At 51.2% G+C, this 20,336-nt stretch carries 15 protein-coding genes; 7 read left to right on the forward strand and 8 right to left on the reverse strand.

The window, feature by feature from the left end; all coding sequences use genetic code 11:
* The first annotated feature begins 171 nt into the window (after positions 1 to 171).
* The 6 genes from ACO0LH_RS15480 (at position 172) to ACO0LH_RS15505 (ending at position 5,407) form a co-directional block, all read left to right on the forward strand.
* On the forward strand, positions 172 to 828 hold the full coding sequence (locus ACO0LH_RS15480) for a hypothetical protein (protein ID WP_422942010.1): 657 nt from the start codon (positions 172 to 174) through the stop codon (positions 826 to 828).
* Positions 825 to 1,502, forward strand: a complete 678-nt coding sequence (locus ACO0LH_RS15485) for an ABC transporter ATP-binding protein (RefSeq protein ID WP_422942011.1) — start codon at positions 825 to 827, stop codon at positions 1,500 to 1,502. The genes ACO0LH_RS15480 and ACO0LH_RS15485 overlap by 4 nt, the downstream gene beginning before the upstream one ends.
* Entirely contained in the window at positions 1,499 to 2,716 is a 1,218-nt protein-coding gene (locus ACO0LH_RS15490) for an ABC transporter permease (protein WP_422942012.1), read from the forward strand. The genes ACO0LH_RS15485 and ACO0LH_RS15490 overlap by 4 nt, the downstream gene beginning before the upstream one ends.
* A gap of 16 nt (positions 2,717 to 2,732) precedes the next feature.
* The gene (locus ACO0LH_RS15495; protein WP_422942013.1) at positions 2,733 to 3,473 is read left to right on the forward strand and encodes an outer membrane lipoprotein-sorting protein; all 741 of its coding nucleotides are present in this window, start codon (positions 2,733 to 2,735) and stop codon (positions 3,471 to 3,473) included.
* 2 nt (positions 3,474 to 3,475) lie between these two features.
* Positions 3,476 to 4,744: a hypothetical protein gene (locus tag ACO0LH_RS15500; protein ID WP_422942014.1), complete on the forward strand. Its 1,269-nt coding sequence runs from the start codon at positions 3,476 to 3,478 to the stop codon at positions 4,742 to 4,744.
* Between the two features lie 63 nt (positions 4,745 to 4,807).
* A complete protein-coding gene (locus ACO0LH_RS15505) occupies positions 4,808 to 5,407 on the forward strand; it encodes a hypothetical protein (protein ID WP_422942015.1) in 600 nt (199 codons plus the stop codon).
* Positions 5,408 to 5,411: 4 nt separating this feature from the next.
* Here the strand turns inward: ACO0LH_RS15505 and ACO0LH_RS15510 are convergent, their stop codons facing one another.
* The 4 genes from ACO0LH_RS15510 to ACO0LH_RS15525 form a co-directional block, all read right to left on the reverse strand.
* Positions 5,412 to 6,395, reverse strand: coding sequence for a GGDEF domain-containing protein (locus tag ACO0LH_RS15510; RefSeq protein WP_422942016.1), 984 nt, complete (start codon positions 6,393 to 6,395; stop codon positions 5,412 to 5,414).
* 185 nt (positions 6,396 to 6,580) lie between these two features.
* Entirely contained in the window at positions 6,581 to 7,129 is a 549-nt protein-coding gene (locus ACO0LH_RS15515; protein ID WP_422942017.1) for a GNAT family N-acetyltransferase, read from the reverse strand.
* 54 nt (positions 7,130 to 7,183) lie between these two features.
* Positions 7,184 to 8,290, reverse strand: coding sequence for an HD-GYP domain-containing protein (locus ACO0LH_RS15520; RefSeq protein WP_422942018.1), 1,107 nt, complete (start codon positions 8,288 to 8,290; stop codon positions 7,184 to 7,186).
* An 84-nt stretch (positions 8,291 to 8,374) separates the two neighbouring features.
* On the reverse strand, positions 8,375 to 9,463 hold the full coding sequence (locus ACO0LH_RS15525) for a DKNYY domain-containing protein (protein ID WP_422942019.1): 1,089 nt from the start codon (positions 9,461 to 9,463) through the stop codon (positions 8,375 to 8,377).
* A 366-nt stretch (positions 9,464 to 9,829) separates the two neighbouring features.
* Between ACO0LH_RS15525 and ACO0LH_RS15530 the strand changes: the two genes are divergently transcribed.
* A complete protein-coding gene (locus tag ACO0LH_RS15530; protein ID WP_422942020.1) occupies positions 9,830 to 10,894 on the forward strand; it encodes an SAM-dependent methyltransferase in 1,065 nt (354 codons plus the stop codon).
* A gap of 82 nt (positions 10,895 to 10,976) precedes the next feature.
* On the opposite strand, the gene ACO0LH_RS15535 is transcribed toward ACO0LH_RS15530, so the two are convergent.
* From ACO0LH_RS15535 to aceE, 4 genes are all read right to left on the reverse strand, one after another.
* Complete coding sequence (locus tag ACO0LH_RS15535) at positions 10,977 to 13,838, reverse strand: M16 family metallopeptidase (RefSeq protein ID WP_422942021.1); 2,862 nt, start codon at positions 13,836 to 13,838, stop codon at positions 10,977 to 10,979.
* A 175-nt stretch (positions 13,839 to 14,013) separates the two neighbouring features.
* A complete protein-coding gene (gene lpdA / locus ACO0LH_RS15540; RefSeq protein ID WP_422942022.1) occupies positions 14,014 to 16,119 on the reverse strand; it encodes a dihydrolipoyl dehydrogenase in 2,106 nt (701 codons plus the stop codon).
* Positions 16,120 to 16,133: 14 nt separating this feature from the next.
* Complete coding sequence (gene aceF / locus ACO0LH_RS15545) at positions 16,134 to 17,474, reverse strand: dihydrolipoyllysine-residue acetyltransferase (protein ID WP_422942023.1); 1,341 nt, start codon at positions 17,472 to 17,474, stop codon at positions 16,134 to 16,136.
* Positions 17,475 to 17,597: 123 nt separating this feature from the next.
* Positions 17,598 to 20,294 carry a pyruvate dehydrogenase (acetyl-transferring), homodimeric type gene (gene aceE / locus ACO0LH_RS15550; RefSeq protein ID WP_422942024.1) on the reverse strand — a complete coding sequence of 899 codons (2,697 nt, stop codon included), beginning with the start codon at positions 20,292 to 20,294 and terminating at the stop codon, positions 17,598 to 17,600.
* Positions 20,295 to 20,336: the final 42 nt, after the last annotated feature.

The following is a 20,336-nucleotide window of genomic DNA, read 5'->3' on the forward strand; positions in this document are numbered from 1 at the left end:
CCCAAAACCCAATTCATCGCCTGCAACTCGCGCCATTTCTGATACCGCTTGCGCCCGCTTCCTCCATTTCGTCGCATAGCAATTGTGAGTGTGCACAGCGAGATTTATTCTGCGCCTGTGCTCACGTTCATACCCTACACCCTTTCACACAACACCGTACAGGAGATCATCATGGCAGTGTCATCAACAATAATCGTCAAAAAATTCCTGCTCACCAGCAGCCTGTTTTTCGCAGTGACTACAGTGACTACCCAGGCCATGGCTTTTTCAGAACCACAGTTCCAGGCAGCGTTCCAGCAATTCACGGCAGCGGGAAGTGGCAATGAAGAAAAAACTGCTTCCGCATTTAACGACTTGCTGAAACAGGAACCTGGCAACCCCTTGCTGATGGCGTATGCCGGTGCCAGCACTGGCAAACTCGCGACCACCACCATCTTTCCATGGAAGAAAATGGCCTTTGCAGAAGAAGGCATGGCCATGCTGGACAAGGCCCTGCAACTGGCAGCCAGCAATGAGAATGCACAATCGCATGGCAGTACACCGGCTTTGCTGGAGGTGAAATTTGTCGCCGCCAATACTTTTCTTGCTGTGCCCGCTTTCATGAATCGCGGCCCGCGCGGTATCAAGTTATTGAACGAGGTTCTCGACAACAAACAGCTTGAAAAAGCGGAACCGGGTTTTCGCGGTGCCGTGCTGATGCGTGCAGCCAGCCTGGCAACAGAACAAAAGCGTAGCGAAGATGCCAAGCGTTACCTGAATGAAGTGATACAGCAGAAAGCACCGCAAGCCGAAGCCGCCAAAGCCATGCTGAAAGGAATCACATCATGAGCCAGTCACCGGCAATAGAACTGCGTGCAGTTCATAAGACCTATCAGTTGGGTGCGCATGTGGTCAAAGCCCTGCAGGGCGTGGATTTAAGTCTGCAACGCGGAGAAATGCTGGCGTTGACCGGGCCATCAGGTAGCGGCAAAAGTACGATCCTGAATTTATGCGGCCTGATTGACCATGCCGACGCTGGCGATATCCTGCTCAACGGTGTCAATATCAATCAATACAATGACACCCAGAAAACCCTGCAAAGGCGCGACACCATAGGCTTTATCTTTCAAAGCTTCAACCTGGTGCCAGTCATGACAGTGGCCGAAAATGTTGATTACCCCTTATTCCTCACCGGTGTGCCTTTGGCAGAACGGCGGGAACGGGTTGCTGCACAGTTGAAAGCCGTCGGTCTGCATGACCATGCGCAGCACTTGCCAGATGCCCTGTCTGGCGGACAACGCCAGCGTGTGGCGATTGCGCGAGCCCTGGTCAAACGCCCCAGCCTGGTGATTGCCGATGAACCGACTGCCAGTCTCGATTCACAAACCGCAGATCAGGTGCTGGACCTGATGCGCGAACGTGGTCATGCCGAAGGTGTGGCCTTTGTGATAGCCAGCCACGACAGCCGCCTGACGACACGCTGCGACCGCATCGTCGCTTTACTGGATGGGAAACTGCAATGAAACTGACCTGGATAAAATTTGCCTTCTATAACACCCTGCGCAATCGCCGCCGTTCACTGATTACAGTGACCGTGGCGGCGCTGGGCACGGCTGCCATTTTGCTGGCAGGTGGCTTCGCCTATTCAACCTATGAAGGTCTGGCGCAAATATCGGCACGTGCCACCGGCCACCTTATCATAGGCAAACCCCAGCATTTCACGGACGACCAGGATGTGCCATTGCAACACGGCATAGAAAACGCGGCTGCGCTGCAAACCAAAATCCTGTCCGACCCTGCCGTACGCTATGTATTGCCACGCATCGACTATAACGGCCTGATCAGCAATGGCGACAAATCCACCATCATGATGGCGATTGCGATTGATCCTGATGCAGAATTTTCTGTCAAAGGCCCGACGCTGACATTGAAAGAAGGTGAACTGATACAAACCGAAAGCAAGGAAGCAGAAATCGTCATCGGTGATGCCCTGGCCCGTAGCCTGAAAGCCAAACCCGGCAGCAGCCTGACCTTGATGGCCAGCACGACAGATGGCGCATTGAATGCAATTGATGTCACTGTCAGGGGACTGGTCTCCACTGGTGTGCCAGATCTGGACAAACGTCTCGTCTATTCAAACATCAAGACAGCACAAAAACTGTTGAATACCCAGCGCATTTCCAGCCTGGGAGTGTTTTTGAATTCCATGGAAGCGACCTTGCCCGCACAGGCGAGACTGGCCAAAGCCCTGCCCGACATGACAGTGCAAAACTGGCTGGAACAGGCTTTTTTCTATAAATCAGTAAGGGATTTGTACAACCGCATTTTCGGTGCACTGGGAGCCATCATCAGTATCATCGTCGTGTTCGTGGTCGCCAATGCAATGGCCATGGCAATTATCGAACGTACCCGTGAAGTAGGCACCTTGCGTGCCATGGGTACACTGCCAGGCCAGTTGATACGCAGCTTTTCTTTTGAAGGCATGTTACTCGGCGGCAGTGGTGCTGTCGTCGGCGCAGCCCTCGCCATCAGCATTGCATTGCTGCTGACAATCTTCCCCGTGCAAATGCCGCCACCTCCCGGCCGTTCTGTCGGTTACCCATTGATGGTAACCATCGATGCGGGCTTATATCTTGTCACCATCGGCATGATGATCGCCCTGTCGATGCTGTCATCTGCCTTTATCGCCCGCAAGACCTTGCGCCAACCCATCGTTGAAGCGCTGGCACACAATTAATATCAAGGAAGACATCATGAAAAAAATTACCCTCCTGTCGCTGGTTTTACTGGCGGCTTTTGGCAACATCGCCCATGCCGATGAAGTCAATGATCTGTTGAAAACTGCCGACCAGTTCCGCGTCGGCACCGAAAGCACCAAGGTGGAAACGCAGATCACTACGTTTGCCAAGGATGGCACGGTAGAAAAGGAACGCAACTACATCGTGTTTTCCCAGCCCAATCATCAATCCCTGGTATTGATGCAAAGCCCGGCAGAGAAAGGGCAAAAGGTATTGATGCTGGGCGACGATTTCTGGATGGTTCTGCCAGGCAGTCAGCGTCCCTTGCGTATCACACCCATGCAGAAATTGCTGGGTGATGCTTCCATCGGCGATATCGCCACCATGAGCTGGGCACAGGACTATACCGGCACCATCGTTGGCGAAGAAAAATGCAATGACAAAGCCTGCCTTCACCTGAGCCTGAATGCGGTACGCAAATCTGTCGCCTACCAGCATATCGATTTATGGCTGGGGAAAAGCCGCCATGAACCCATCAAGGCTGACTTGTATGTGCAATCAGAAAAACTCGCCAAGCAAGCCAGTTTCATCATGGACAAGCCACAAGCGCCTGCTGCCGTTTCCGAAATGCTGTTGCTGGATCAACTGAGCAGCCATAAAGAAACCCGCGTGCGCTATGTGAGCCGCAAACAGAAAACCGTACCTGAACAATGGCTGAACCCGATGTTCCTGGCAAAAAATCCGAACCTGGAGTGAGCATGTCTTTTTTTATACTGCGCGCCCTGCCCTCTGCGATTGCGGCCCTCCTTTTATCAGCCAGCCAACTGACGATGGCGCAGGAAACGGATTTCAGCGGACAGATCAGGGGTTTGTGGAATACGTCATCCGCTAACACCAGCAGCCCGGCCGGCATGGTCAATCAACTTGTGCCCGGCCTGATTGCCCACGATACACAAAGCGGCGTGGCTGAAGCTGAACTGCATCTCAGTGGCAAGGGCATAACCGCCATCGCTACCTTGCAGGGGCAGATGAATGACAGTGGCAATACCCGCGCCAGCGGCTGGCTCAATGAGTTATACGCAGCCGGTGGTGAAGGCGCCTGGCAATACAGCGCAGGCAAGAGAGTCATTGCCTGGGATGTTGGTTATGGTTTCCGTCCAAACGACGTGGTAGCGCAGGAAAAGCGCCGTTCACTGATCAGCACGACATCCATAGGCAAGCCATTGGCCAGTGTTGAATATTTTAACGCCAGTTCTTCTGTATCAATGGTGTGGGTCAACCCTGGTCATGCACCAAGCACCGACATGGCTGAGGAACAGGCATTTGCTGCCCGCGTGTATCACCGCATGGGCAGCCTGGATCTGCATGGCTTTGCCCGCTATGGTCAGGAAAACGGGGCCAGCCTTGGCGCAGCCGCAGCCTGGGTTGCCACTGATGAAATGGAGTTGCATGCCTCATTGCGCTATCTGCGTAAAAATACCGGCTTGCGCATGAGTACAGACAGCAGCGCACTCAGTAATCTGATACAACGCAATTCACCGTGGCAAGATGCTTCACAGAATAATGCAATGCAAGTCATGCTGGGTGCCAATTACACGACAGAATCCCAACACAGCTTTTTCCTGGAAACCTGGTGGGATGGTACGGCCATGTCGGACAGGCAGTGGCAAGACTGGACTACGCGTAATCAAAGTCTGCGCGGCAGTATTGCCTACCTGCCGCAATTGCAAAAGGAAATTGGCTATAACCTGGCCTGGCAAAACCAGGCCCTGTCGACCTCAGGCAACCTGCGCCGGAAAAATGTGTTCGTGCGCTGGAGCTGGCAAGACAATGGCTGGCAACCTGCGATCGACCTGTTATGGACGCCGGAAGACAATGGCCGTATCACAACAGCATCACTGGGCTGGCAAGGTGACCGTATCACAATCAATGGTGGTATCCGTATCTATGGCGGGCCAAATAAAGCAGTCATGGCACAACTGCCCGATAGTAAAACTGCCTATATCTCTGCCACCTGGGCTTTTTGAAATGACCAGTCCATGCCAAGTAAGCGATAATAGCGAAGTTCCTCTTGTCGCTGAAAGAAAGTCATGTCCAAATCACACGTTGACGCCAATTACCGCTTCATCGCTGCCAACCAGGAAGTCAATACCCGCATAGCACAAAGACATCAGTCGCTGGCTTTGTATGTAACGCTGGTGGTCAGCCTGCTGGCCGCCCTGGTGGCATTAAAACCGGGAGAACCAAATAGCAAACTGCCAATAGAATGGCTGGTATTGGGTTTCCCGGTCGCCTCGATCTGTCTGGCGTTTTTAAATTACAAGGCAGAGCGATCCATCACGAATTTGCGCCACTTTCTGGCAACACTGGAAAGACTGGAAAATGCGCACCTGACACTACCCAGCTATAACACGGACCCACGCTGGGCCAGAAGTGCAAACAAGGCCAGGCGCTTTCAGGATTATGCCAGCGCGGTGCTGGTTGCTTCCGGTAATGCCATCGGTCTCGGTGCGGTTATCCGGATTTATCCTGAACGTATCGCCGCCAATCAGTTCGTCATATGGATTACAGCCTTCATTGCACTGGCTTCATTATTTGTTTTATTGTTCATGCCGGCCTGGAGTTATCGCCCCAGTGATGACATCATCAATCCAGCCGACGACGTGCAAAACCCGCCTGCAGAAAATTGATATTTCAAGCCAGCTCGTCTCTGTCAGCAGCGACCCGCACAGCGTTTCGCCCTGACAGTTTCGCGTCATAGAGCATGGCATCTGCCCGCTGGAACCAGTCAGCGCTGCTTTCGCCGTCGCATTTTCGCGCAACGCCTATCGATACCGTGACAGGATAATCCCGGATCAGGATGGCTTTTTCAATGAGTACGCGTAACTCCTCTGCAAAACGGGCGGCAGCAATGCTGTCAGTGCCGATTGCCACGACCACAAATTCTTCACCACCATAGCGGAACAGGCTGTCTATGGAGCGAATCCTTGCGCGCAGCAAGGCACAAAACTGTATGAGTACATCATCACCTACCGTATGGCCAAACTGGTCATTCACATTCTTGAAATGGTCCAGGTCAAGTATCAGCAGACAGGCATCTTTATGAGGGGAACTATCGTCACAGATATCTTGCAGCTTACGATCAAAGGCGCGGCGGTTACCAACTCCGGTCAAAAAATCTTTTTCAGCTTGCTGGTTCAATTCATGATGCTGAAGACTGGTGCGATGCGAAAAAATGTAAGAAAATAAATTGATCAATATCAGCGTTACGATCAGCGTAGACAGATCCAGCAACGACATTTTGGCATGCAGGATGCCGACCAGCAGTAACAATGACACACTGTTGATCGCCAGCGCTTCTTTTGCCTTGAGGATGAAAAATGCCGCAATCATGGTCGGATATACCCAATAGACAATGCCCGGCCCTTTCAGATAAATGGCTGCCAGCATGCCCAGCGAATAGAAGACGGTGACAGCAATCCCGGCAAGGCGTATGCGCCGCGTGCGCCAGACAAACAACATGATGCATAGCATGCCAGTAACGATTAACAGATCGACAGCGGCCAGCAGCAAGTTGTTTTGAAATAAACGAATGATGCCAAAAGGAAGTATGCTGGGTATGCTTAAACCACATAGCATCAGCAAGATGACTTCTTCTTTTGAACGTTTTAAAAACATGCTGGTTTCCCCGGGCAGCTCAGACTGGCATACGACAAGTCATTTCAGCGTAACCCATACGCAGACAGACTGTCCAACATAAACTCATGAAGCCGCCATGAAAAAAACAATGTTTTTCATTCTGATATTTATCTGCAACATGGGATACAACCCGGCTATATGAAAACCTGTAAAAAGAAGCCTGTTTATTTACTTGCAAGACGTGGGTGTAGCAATGAATACATCCAGAAATTCCCTGGCTGGCCCCTGACCATGCGGAATGCGCGCAGATATCCTTCACGCTCAAAACCCAGCCTCTCAAGTACCTTGCATGAATTGATGTTGCTATCCAGCGCTGTTGCCTGGATGCGGTTTAAATCAAATTCATTGAATCCCCACTCACACAGCGCCTTGGCTGCCGCTTGTGCAATGCGCCGGCCCCAGTAAGCAGGTGCCAGGTCATAGGAAATCTCTGCGCTGTGATTGAGAGTGGAAATGGTATGAAAACCGATGGTACCGGCAAGTTGCTGGTTTGCAGTATCGATAATCGCCAGCTTGATGCCAGAATTGACGGCATCTGATTCAAAGCTATCAAACTGAAGCAGCAGGTCATCAATGAATTGTAGATTCCAGCTAGTGTGCAAAACTACTTCGGGATTTTGCAGATAGGCATACCATTGCCTTGCATCTTCCCTGTTTAGATTACGTAATTCCAGTCCCTGGAATTTGATATGCGGTACTTTTGATATTTGCATAGTAAGGCGATGATTTGCGCATGCGGCGCGTGGTCAGCGTGAATTACCTTATTGCTACTGTTTGGCGATCAGTTTGCGTACTACTTCATTGAATACTTCGACCATGCGCGGGTCAAACTGGCTATCGCTATTGGCATTGATTTCTGAAATCGCACTTAACAGGCTGCGTTTATAGCTGCGGTCTGAACGCTCATTGGTTACGGAACAAAAGGTGTCAACGATGGAAAGTATGCGTGCGCCAGGGTGTATCTGCTCACTGGCCAAGCCATTTGGATAGCCGGAGCCGTCAAAGCGTTCATGGTGATCGAGCACCATGCGTGCCGCATCATTCCAGACACCAAAACGCAGCAATAGCTGGCTGCCCGTTACCACGTGCTCCTGTATCTTGCGTACTTCTTCTTTGGAAAGCTGGCCTTCCTTGTTGAAAATATTATGCGGGATAAAGCTCATGCCTACATCGTGCATCAGGGAAGCCGCATGCAATTGCGCCGCATCAACAGGAAAACCCAATGTCTCGTTGAGAAGTTCTGTCAGTTGCACTACCTGCTCGCTACGATTTTTGCGATAAATACTCAGATTATCGATATGCAATGACAGCTTGCGCATCAACTCGAGGTCATCTGGCAACTCCAGTTGTACCTTGGGTGATTTTGTTACGCCATTATCGTCTTCCACTTTACCGTCAAGCAGGGCAATCGCATCCTTGAATTGTTGAGGTGCGAAGGTGCCCAGGCTGTTTTGTTGCAAGACATCGCAAATGTCATACAGTTTTTTACGGCGCGCATCGCTGGTGCGGCCATTCGCAATCAAGTCCTTGAGCAAGTCTTCGACTTCGTCCGTTGCCAGTAGCAGGAATTCACCTAGTTCACGAAAATAAGGGTCTTGCTCTGCGCGTACCCTGGCGACAATTTCTTCGACCTTATGCAGCAAATGCGTGAAAGGTGCCAGACCTACCATCTGGCAATTGCCTTTGAGTGAGTGCATGGCACGAAACAGGCGATGGATATAGGCTGTACCGCCATCGTTATCGAGTGCCTTGACACAGGTCTCGGCCTCTTCGCATGCTTCACGCGTGCAATCGACGAAATCGTCGATGATGCTACGCTCCATCGCCAGAAACTCGGGACAAGTGAAGGTGTCAACACTATTGGCTGTATTCATCTCAATTCGTCCCAGGTTGTATGTCAATATGACTTAAAATTATAGTCGCAACTGTTGCAGGATACGTATTTAAACTGTACCTGCTTATTTTTTTGCTGTCACCAGCGCACCACCAAGATAATAGTGCGTGTGGTCATGTGCGTCAGAGCCAGTGGCATTATCGTAATTGCCAGCGACAAAACTGGCCGCATGCGCAGCCTCAAGCAAAATCATTTTACGCAAACTGGAGTCCCGATAATAGACCCGTTTGTTATCTTTCACATAAGCTCTTTCCAGCAAACTGAATGAAGCCGGATCAGCATCCACGACAAGCTGCAGCGGGTCTTCCGCACCAAAAAATACGGCATACACGTGTTGCCCGTCCGTCGCGTAAACTGCCAGATCCTGATCCGTCAACAAACGGAACTGCGAAGCAGGCGCATTCAGCTTGCATGCCTTGTCTAAGACAAATACCAGCTTGTCATCCTTCGCCATATTGGGATTCAGCAATTGAAAGCTGGCCGGGTCTGCGCCTTCTAAAGCTTGCCAGCCATAGTAGACCTGCTGGCTATCGCTGCCGTAACGGCCACCCAGATGCCTGAATTCTGCTGGCCTGGCACCTGACAGGGTATGCCCCTCTATGTAAACATGGGTCTTATCTTTCCAGAACAGAGGGTTACCCTCGTCTTCTGGCTGGCTTTTAGGATGGCTGATGCCGGTAAAGCTGGCGGGATCTGCGACGTCGATCAGCTTGCCATTAAAGTAGACATGCTTTTCATCCGTTGCATATTGCTGATATTGCTTGCCGATGACCTTGAAGCTAGCAGCCTGTGCACCGCCTATGGTTTTGCCATAGTAATAAACCTTGTCTTCTTTCACAAAATAACCGCTACTGGGTATGCCTGCCATCGTGTTCATGATGAACCACGGATAGTCAAACAGCAGCGCGATCAGCACAGTCAGCACGACGCTAGTGACCAATGCCTTGTTTGCAGAAATACGGAAGTAAGTCATCCCAAACAGCTTGTAAGCTGCAAAAATAATGACGGGATAAAAGATGATGAAGAGCAGAAAACCCAGATTGGACTTGTTTGCTTCTGAACCAGGTGCATCAAACAACATGGCTGACATCATCATAAATAAAGGCCACACGATCAAAGCCAGGGTGCTCACAATATCCAAGAATAATTTCATTTTTACTTTCAAATTTCAGAAGCCAATTCAGAACCTGATAATGCGTACAAATGGGTAGCAAGAAGTACCAACGGGTAGGCATAAGCTCACGTAAAACAAATCCACATGAGCAACATAAGCCGCATTCGATAAATTTATCATCAATTTCGATGACTGGCTGATAAAAAAATGCGCGTTGCAGCACAGAGCATATAGATTGCGTAACTCGATGCCAGTACGCATGTCGAACCTGATACTCACGACGATTATTAAATAATTTAACAAACCAATTGCCATTGAGACAATATTAAGTTAGTCTTTCTTATTCGAGCAGCTTTATCCACGGTATGAATGTGGATGCAGCAATGTCACAGAATATTTGTCAAGATGATGAAATCCAGCATATTGAAATTCGCGTTGCCACTATGGCGCATGCTTCCCCTGGAATTGCGGCAAACCAATGCTGCGGCATGGGTCAGACAGCAATTCCCTTCTCAACGCCAGCAGGCAGTCACGATTCCCAAAGAAATTGACATTGTGAATGCAGGTGTTAACAACCCAGAAATAGAAAAAGAAGATGCCTTGCTGGCCGTAAAAGCATGGCAAGAGCGCTTTATACCAGCGCATGATTACCTGCAATCACCGCCAGCCGCGTCTGATGATTGGCTGACATCAGCAATTTGTACTGAACAACTGATGCGCACTGAACATTTCCAATACTGGACTGCGCGCATGCATGACCGCCCTGGTCACATGCACAGGAAGATCTGGGAATGGGCATTTATCGTACAGGCGCTGAAAGAGCGTGGCATGCTGGCAAGCGATAAGCTGGGACTGGGTTTTGCCGTTGGCACTGAACCCCTGACTGCCCTATTTGCAGCACATGGCGCCCGCATTGTCGCCACTGATTTGTTCACCGAAGAAGCCCAGGCCAAAGGGTGGGTAGAATCAACCCAGCATGCGAATGGTTTTGAAGCCATCAACCAGAGAAATTTGTGTGATGAACAGGAATTGCACAGACTGGTTGAATTCAGGTTTGCCGACATGAACCATATCAGTGAAGAACTGCACGGCAAATTTGATTTTCTCTGGTCTTCCTGCGCGTTTGAACATCTGGGCTCACTTGAGCATGGCAAGAACTTTGTCTATAACGCCATGCATTGCCTGAAGCCCGGCGGTTTTGCCATCCACACGACAGAATACAATATGTCTTCCAACACGGACACCGTAGACAGTGGTGCTACCGTGCTGTTCCGCAAACGTGACATAGAAGAAATCATCACCACGCTGCAATCGCAAGGGCATCTGATCGAGATGGACTGGAATGAAGGCGATGGTTATGCAGACGGCCATGTTGATCTCGCGCCATATATACAGGATACCCATCTGCGTTTACAGATAGAAAAATACGTCGTCACCTCTATCGGTCTGATCGTGCAAAAAGCACTTTGAAACTTCAGGACCAGGTAAAACCCTTCAACAAAAAAAGCCCTGCAACCATGACGGTTGCAGGGCTTTTCAATCTTGTTACTGTTTATTCAGCAAACACTTTTGTCGCGGGTGTAATACTGACGGCTTCTGGCCGTATATTCAATTTACGTTTGCCGATGACCTGATCTTCATCCAGCAATTCTTTGGGTTTTTCAGAATTGTATTTAATCGCCGAAAACTCATCGGCCACCAGTTTGTCCTTGAGTCCTGCCGCATCTTTGGCAATCATGACCACGGACATATTTTGCGCCGACAGATGTTTTTTCATGGCGGCATTCACATCCGCAACGCTGAGTTTGGCGAGCTTGTCACGCATCATCCTGGTGAACTCTGGCGTGCGATACCATTGCGCATCCAATGCATAACCGAGTTGCTGGTCTTGCGTCGCTGTCATCATAAAGACATTTTTCATCAGGTAGGTGCGGGTGATTTCAAACTGCTCTTTGCTCAGCCCCTGATTGACCAGTTTGTCGAGTTCAGCAACGGCAACGCGCAAGGCCATATGCGCGTTTTCTGGCGCAACCGGACGTATCCAGATTTCAAACAGTTGTGACTGACGCGCACGGTTAGGTGTAGGGAAAGACATGAACATGCCGCCAGGGAAAGCTTCGATATAGGCATAGTCACCATAATTCATGCCACGTATTTCACGTATGCGCTGATACAGATGAGAAGAACTGGAACGGTGTTCACCCAGCCAGGTTTTTGCCAGCCACAGCGCCGCAAAATCAGCATGTGAACGGGTGACCGCAATAGGGAAGCCCATCGAAATCGCCGTTGCCCGCGTATTCTTTTCTATGATTTCCACTTCCATGCCCTGGCTGGTTTTACCAACCGGGGCAGCAATGGCTGCCATGCCGGCACCATCCGGCAATTTGCTCAGGACCTGTTTGAGACTGCTCACCATCGCATCAGACACATCACCTGAAATACCAACCTTCAAGGCACCTGTGGTGTAGGCTTTTTTCCAGAACTGGCGGACATCATCCAGGGTGATCGCCTCTATACCCTTGACTGTTCCCAATACCGGATGCGCATACGCAGAACCGGCAAACACATTGGTCTGCAAACGTTCTTTGGCAAATTCTTCCTCATTGTTATCTTTGAGATCCAGCAACAAGGCATTTTTTTGCTCATCCTTGATGCGACGGAAATCATCTTCACGGAAACCAGGGGCCAGCAACTGAGGCAAGGCGACCTGGATGAATTCCTTCCATTTTTCCTTATGCACAGAACCGCTGAAGCTCGTCATTTCCTTGTCTGTTTGCGCAGAAAAACTGGCTGCCAGCGGGAACATGGATTTCTTGATTTCATCAATCTTGCGCTCTTTGGAACCGGCACTGTCTATCATTGCTGCAGTCATTCTTGCCAGCCCTTCCTTGCCCACCGGGTCTTGCGCCGAACCCGCAGCAAATACCAGCTTGAAGCGGATTTGCGGCAATTTCGATGCCTGTACCAGTACATCAAACTTGCCATCTACAGGTTTGTCATTGAAGCTGGCCAGTTTGGGCAGATTCGACAACTCTGCTGGCAAGGGTGTATTGGAAAGACTGGTGACGATCATGCCATCGTCAACCAGGTATTTCCTGGCGGCGGCCTGCAAGTCTGAGGGCGTCAGGCTGTCGATGACTTTATAAAATTGATTGATGGTGGCATAAGAGCGCTTGTAATGAACAAAACGCACAAGGGTTCCGGCTATCTGGTCGGTATTATCAAGACTGCGTATCAGGCTATATTTGAGCGCAGATTTCGCATCTGCCAGTTCCTGCTCTGGCAAAGGTGTCTGCGCAATACGGGCCAGCTTTTGCAGGATGGCATCACGTACATACACCGTGTCTTCAGCCTTCTTGACACGTGCACCTATGGTTGCCAGGCCCGGGTCAACATTGTCTGGGGTAAATTCAAATAACTGATCGACCTTTTGCTCATCTTGTTGCAGGCGCTTATAGATATCTGAAGTCGTGCCAAAAGACAGCGACAGCAGCATGCGCAGGGCTGCATGCTCCTTGCTGGTCACGGAAAAAGCCGGTGCATGGAAAGACACCGCAACATATGGCAGCGTTGTACTTGGCCACGATACATGCTTGTATAAGGCACCTGCTGGCGCCGGCTCAGCCGGCACGGGTGCCTGCGCCTTGCCACGCTGCCACTGGCCCCAGTATTTTTCTATCAGGGCGATGGTAGCTTTTGGCTCCACATCTCCAGCAACGATGATGGTCGTATATTCGGGACGGTACCAGCGGTCAAAGAAGACTTTTGAATATGCATATTGATTCGGCATATCCTCGATATCCTTGAGGAAGCCCATGGTCGTATGTTTATACGTATGCGTCTGGAAAGCCGCATCACGCATGACTTCAAACAGCTTGCTGACCGGGTTGGCACTGTTCTTGTTGTATTCGCCAAGCACGGCACGTGATTCCGTCTTGAAATCACTTTCGCTATAGGACAGGTGCTGGAAACGATCGGCCTCTATCCTCAATACCGTTTCCAGGTCTTCCTTGGAAAAAGTCGTATAGTAATTCGTCAGATCATCGCTGGTGTAGGCATTCTGGCGTGCGCCAGTGGCGGTAAGGATGTCTTTGTATTTGTCCGCCGGTATCTCCTTGGTGCCACGAAACATCATGTGTTCAAAGAAGTGGGCGAAACCGGATTTACCTGGCTCCACCTCATTGCGTGACCCCGTCTGCACTGGTATTTGTACAGAAACAATATTCGGCAAGCCAGTTGGCACGATAATAATTTTCAAGCCATTGGGTAGCAGTTTTTCTGTCGCCTGAAACGGCAACACATCTTTGCTGCCAGGTGCTTCTTTGACAGCCTTATTGGCTGTCACTTGCGCTTGCAGCGGCAATGTCAGACCAGCCAGTGCCAGTGCAAGCGTGGCAGGTAGTATTTTTTTCATTTTGTCTCCGACGGGAAATAATTGAGATAGACGATATTGTCGTGTTAAGACTGCCAATGCAAGAACAAGTTCAGCAAATACCTGGCTTTATGTGGCAAGTTAAAAGAAAAACCCCGGTACAGTTTCCTGTAACGGGGTTTTTGGTATTGCCGGGGCTTGGGTGCTTGCCAGGGCTTTATTTCTTGCGCTGCGGTGGCAAATCAGTACAGACGCCTTTATAGACCTCTGCAGCCATGCCTATCGATTCACCCAGGGTAGGATGTGGATGGATGGTCTTGCCGATATCGACTGCATCCGCACCCATCTCTATGGCCAGAGCGATCTCACCTATCATGTCACCGGCATGCGTGCCGACGATGCCGCCACCGACGATACGTTTGGTTTCTGCATCGAACAGCAACTTGGTGAAGCCTTCATCACGGCCATTTGCCACTGCACGGCCAGACGCCGCCCATGGGAAATGACCTTTTTCAAGCTTGACGCCTTTGGCCTTGGCTTCATCTTCCGTCATACCTACCCATGCGACTTCAGGGTCAGTGTAGGCAACGGATGGAATCACGCTGGCATCGAAGTAGGCTTTTTCACCAGATGCTGCTTCTGCCGCAACGTGGGCTTCATGCACGGCCTTGTGTGCCAGCATGGGTTGGCCAACCAGGTCACCAATCGCAAAGATATGCGGCACATTGGTGCGCATTTGCTTGTCGACATTGATGAAGCCACGGTCAGTCACGGCAACGCCTGCCTTGTCAGCAGCAATCTTCTTGCCGTTGGGGCTGCGGCCTACTGCAACCAGCACTAGGTCATAGACTTGGGGTGCTGGTGCAGTTCCACCCGCCTCGGCGGCTTCGAACGTGACCTTGATCCCTTCAGGCAGAGCTTCAACAGCAACCGTCTTGGTTTTCAACATAATGTTGTCAAAACGTTTTTCATTGAATTTTTGCCAGACCTTGACCATGTCACGGTCTGCGCCCTGCATCAAGCCATCCAGCATTTCAACGACATCAATGCGTGAACCCAGGGTGGAATACACAGTCGCCATTTCCAGGCCGATGATGCCGCCACCGATGACCAGCATGCGTTTTGGTATCTGACGCAGTTCCAGCGCGCCTGTACTGTCAACGATGCGCGGATCAGCCGGTACAAAAGGCAGGTTCACGACAGAAGAGCCTGCCGCAATAATCGCCTGCTTGAACTGCACAGTTTTTTTGCTGCCATCCGCCGCGGTGACTTCAATATGGTTAGGGCTCAAGAACTGGCCCACACCTTGCACTACATTGACCTTGCGGGCTTTTGCCATGCCATTCAGGCCAGTCGTCATTTTCTTGATGACGCCTTCCTTGTAGTCACGCAGTTTGTCGATATCGATTTCTGGCTTGGCAAATGTCACGCCATGTGCTGCCATGGATGCAGTTTCATCAATCACGGCGGCCACGTGCAACAGTGCCTTGGATGGAATACAGCCTACATTCAGGCAGACACCGCCAAGCGTGGAATAACGCTCGACCAGCACCGTATTCATGCCCAGATCGGCAGAGCGGAAGGCAGCAGAATAACCGCCAGGACCAGCGCCCAATACCATCATGTCGCATTCAACATCGACCTTGCCGGTGTAGCCAGAAGCGACCGGCGCAGGGGCTGCTGGTGCAGCAGTCGCGGCAGCCGGAGCAGCAGCAAAAGGAGCAGAAGCTACTTGGCCTGCGGCTTCGACCAGCAACAACAAGCTACCTTCAGCAACCTTGTCACCGACCTTGACCTTGATTTCTTTGACTGTACCGGCATGGCTGGATGGAATCTCCATGCTGGCTTTGTCAGATTCAACGGTAATCAACGACTGATCTACCTTGATGATATCGCCCACCTTGACCATGACTTCGATGACTTCAACTTCCTTGAAATCACCAATATCAGGCACTTTGACTTCGATGATACCGACTGGCCCGGCTGGTGCTGCAACTACAGAAGCGGCAGCAGCGGGAGCCGGTGTTGGAGCAGCCGCAACTGCGGGAGCGGCCTGAGCCGCAGGTGCTGCACTTGCCGCAGCGCCCTCAGTTTCAATCACCAGTAACAAACTGCCTTCGGCAATCTTGTCACCGAGCTTGACTTTCAATTCCTTGATGACACCGGCGTGGCTGGATGGGATTTCCATGCTGGCCTTATCGGACTCCACTGTCACCAGTGATTGATCAACCTTGATAGTGTCACCCACCTTGACCAGCAATTCTATGACTTCAACTTCCTTGAAATCACCGATATCGGGTACTTTGACTTCGATAGTGCTCATAGTATGGTCTCCGTTCACAGCAGGGTTTTGCGCAAATCAGCCAGTACATCAGCCAGATAAGCGGTGAACTTGGCAGCCATGGCACCATCAATGACGCGGTGGTCATACGACAGCGACAAAGGCAACATCAGGCGTGGCTGGAATTGCTTGCCATCCCAGACTGGTTTAATGCTGGATTTGGACAAACCGAGGATCGCCACTTCAGGTGCATTGATGATAGGCGTGAATGCCGTGCCACCGATGCCACCGAGTGAAGAGATCGTGAAAGTTGCGCCCTGCATGTCAGCTGGCTTCAACTTGCCATCGCGTGCCTGGGCAGACAACTCACCCATTTCAACGGCGATTTGCGACAGGGTTTTCTGATCTGCGTTTTTAACGACAGGCACGACCAGGCCATTCGGTGTATCAGCAGCAAAGCCGACGTTGTAATACTGCTTGAGGATCAGGTTTTCACCTGTTGCATCAAGCGAAGAATTAAATGCCGGGAATTTTTTGAGTGCAGCAACGCTGGCCTTGATGACGAAAGCCAGCATCGTCAGTTTGACACCGGATTTGACCAGGGCTTCGTTCGAAGACTTACGGAATTCTTCAAGATCGCTGATATCGGCTTCATCAAATTGCGTGACATGCGGGATCATGACCCAGTTGCGGTGCAAATTCGGACCACTGAGTTTTTTGATGCGTGACAAAGGTGAAGTCGTGGTCGCGCCAAACTTGCTGAAGTCCAGCGATGGCCATGGCAATACATCGAGGCCGACGCCACTGCCATTTTTTGCCGGAGCAGAAACCGCGGCAACAGCTGTGCTGCCCGCCATGATGCCCTTGACGAAGTTTTGTACGTCTTCTTGCGTGATGCGGCCTTTTTGGCCGGAACCGGCAACGCGGCTCAGATCGACACCGAGTTCACGCGCAAACTTGCGTATGGATGGTGAGGCATGGGCTTTGCCTGCGCTGGCAGTTGCTACAGGAGCAGATGCAGCCGCTGCAGCTGGGGCAGGAGCTGCGGCGGGTGCCGGAGCCGCTGGTGCAGGCGTTGCAGCTACTGGCACTGCCGCAGGTGCTGGTGCTGGTGCCGCCGCTGGTGCTGCGGTAGTTGCCGTAGTTGCCGCAGCATCAACCACGACCAGCAAGGAACCTTCAGCAACCTTGTCGCCAACCTTGACTTTAATTTCTGTGACCACACCCGCATGGCTGGATGGAATTTCCATGCTGGCTTTATCTGATTCTACGGTGATCAGTGACTGATCGACCTTGATGGTGTCGCCGACTTTGACCATCAGCTCAATGACTTCAACTTCCTTGAAATCACCAATATCCGGTACTTTGACTTCTACGCTACTCATAGTTTTCTCCATTGTCGCCCTGCGCTGTCACAAGGCGGTTGGGGTGAAGCCAGGTTTTACGCTGTCTTCACGCTCATCCTGCCACTCTCTAAAAATAAAAGAGGCAGGAAATGTTAGTGGGTGTCAGACGTAAAATTACACAGTAACCGGATTAGGTTTATCTGCATTGATACCGTATTTGGCAATTGCTTGCGCCACCACGGATGCAGACAAGGCACCTTCATCAGCCAGTGTCTTCAACGCAGCGATGACCACGAAGTAACGGTTGACTTCAAAGAACTCACGCAGTTTGGCGCGGGAATCAGAACGGCCAAAACCATCTGTACCCAACACTTTGTAGCTGCGGTTTTTCGGTATGAAGGCACGGACTTGCTCAGCAAAGGTGCGCATATAGTCGGTTGCGACGACGATAGGGCCTGCCGTGTCTTTCAGGCATTGAGCGATGTAAGGCACACGCGGCTCTGCAGTCGGGTGCAGCATATTCCAGCGTTCAGCATCCTGGCCATCACGGGCCAGCAAAGTGAAGGATGGTGCAGACCAGACGTCAGCAGCAATACCCCAGTCATTTTGCAGCAATTCAGCACCGGCAATCACTTCACGCAGAATAGTGCCTGAGCCCATCAGTTGCACGCGGTGCTTGGTGGTTTGTTCGGATTTTTGCAACTGGTACAGACCCTTGATGATGCCCTCTTCCTGACCGGCCTTCAAACCTGGATGGCTATAGTTTTCATTCATCAGGGTGATGTAGTAGAACACATCTTCCTGATTGGTGACCATACGGCGCAGACCATCATGCATGATGATTGCCACTTCATGTGCGAATGTCGGGTCATAAGGAATACAGTTAGGGATGGTGGATGCCAGTACATGGCTGTGACCATCTTCATGCTGCAAACCTTCACCATTCAATGTGGTGCGACCAGCTGTACCACCAAGCAGGAAGCCACGTGCACGCATATCGCCAGCAGCCCATGCCAGATCACCAATACGCTGCAGACCAAACATCGAGTAATAGGTATAGAACGGGATCATGACGCGGTTATTGGTCGAGTAGGAAGTCGCCGCAGCGATCCATGAACTCATACCACCGGCTTCATTGATACCTTCTTGCAAAATCTGACCAGCTTTATCTTCGCGGTAGTACATAACCTGGTCTTTATCGACAGGCTCATACAACTGACCAACCTGGCTGAAAATACCGATCTGACGGAACAGACCTTCCATACCAAAAGTACGCGATTCATCGACCATGATAGGTACCACGCGCTGACCCAAGCTGGCATCACGCAGCAAGGCTGTCAGGATACGCACATATGCCGCTGTCGTCGAAATTTCACGGCCTTCAGCCGTTGGTTCCAGCATGGCCTGGAAGGCTGTCAGTTCTGGCACCACCAGAGCCTCATCGGCTTTTTGACGGCGTTGTGGCAGGTAGCCACCGAGTTCTTTACGGCGCGCATGCAGGTATTGCATTTCTGGCGTGTCGTCAGCCGGTTTGAAGAATGGGATGGCTGGCAATTCAGAGTCAGCAATCGGCAACTGGAAGCGGTCACGCATGGCCTTGATGGCTTCGTCGTCAAGCTTCTTGGTATTGTGCGCAGTGTTGCGCGCTTCGCCGGATTTGCCAAAGCCAAAGCCCTTGATACTCTTCGCCAGAATGACGGTAGGCTGGCCCTTATTTTCCTGGGCAACTTTGAATGCAGCATAAATTTTGTGTGGGTCATGACCACCACGGGTCAGACGCCAGATGTCGTCATCCGACATTTTGCTGACCATCTCCAGCAATTTTGGATGCTTGCCAAAGAAGTTGGCGCGTACATAGGCACCATCCTTGGCTTTGTAGTTCTGGTATTCGCCATCAACGGTTTCCATCATCACTTTTTGCAGGATGCCGTCTTTATCTTTCGCCAGCAACTCATCCCAGCCGCTACCCCAGATGACTTTGACGACATTCCAGCCAGCGCCACGGAAATCAGATTCCAGTTCCTGGATGATCTTGCCATTGCCACGTACCGGGCCATCCAGGCGTTGCAGGTTACAGTTGACGACGATGACCAGATTGTCCAGCTGTTCACGACCAGCCATGCCGATTGCGCCCATGGATTCTGGTTCGTCCATCTCACCATCACCACAGAAGGCCCAGACCTTACGTTTTTCAGTATCTGCAATACCGCGTGCATGCAGGTACTTCAGAAAGCGCGCCTGGTAAATCGCCATCAACGGGCCCAGGCCCATCGATACGGTAGGGAATTGCCAGAAATCAGGCATCAGTTTTGGATGCGGGTAAGAAGACAGGCCCTTGCCATCAACTTCGCGGCGGAAATGCAGCAACTGCTCTTCAGTCAGGCGGCCTTCAAGAAAGGCGCGTGCATAGATACCAGGAGAAGAATGGCCCTGGATGTACAGCAGATCACCACCGTGATCTTCCGTCGGCGCATGCCAGAAATGGTTGAAGCCTATGCCCAGCATATTCGCTAGCGAGGCAAAACTGGACAGGTGACCACCAAGGTCGCCATCAACGCGATTAGCCTTGACCACCATGGCCATGGCATTCCAGCGCATATAAGAGCGCAGGCGCTCTTCGATTTCCAGGTTGCCCGGGCAATGCTCGCCTTGGTCAGCCGGAATGGTATTCACATAAGCAGTATTGCTGGAAAAAGGGATGTGGGCACCACGGCGGCGCGCCAGGTCAACCATGCGCTCCATCAGATAATGTGCACGTTCAGGGCCTTCGGCCTCTATGACTGCTTCAAGCGCATCCAGCCACTCGTTTGTTTCAACTACATCGGGATCATTGGCGGCCTGAGCCAGCACCTGGTCTATCTGGGGTGACATAGAAGGGGTCTCCTGTTATTGCGCGTTTGGGTGAAACGCGCG

Source organism: Undibacterium sp. TJN19 (assembly GCF_049339485.1).
Classification (GTDB): domain Bacteria; phylum Pseudomonadota; class Gammaproteobacteria; order Burkholderiales; family Burkholderiaceae_D; genus Undibacterium.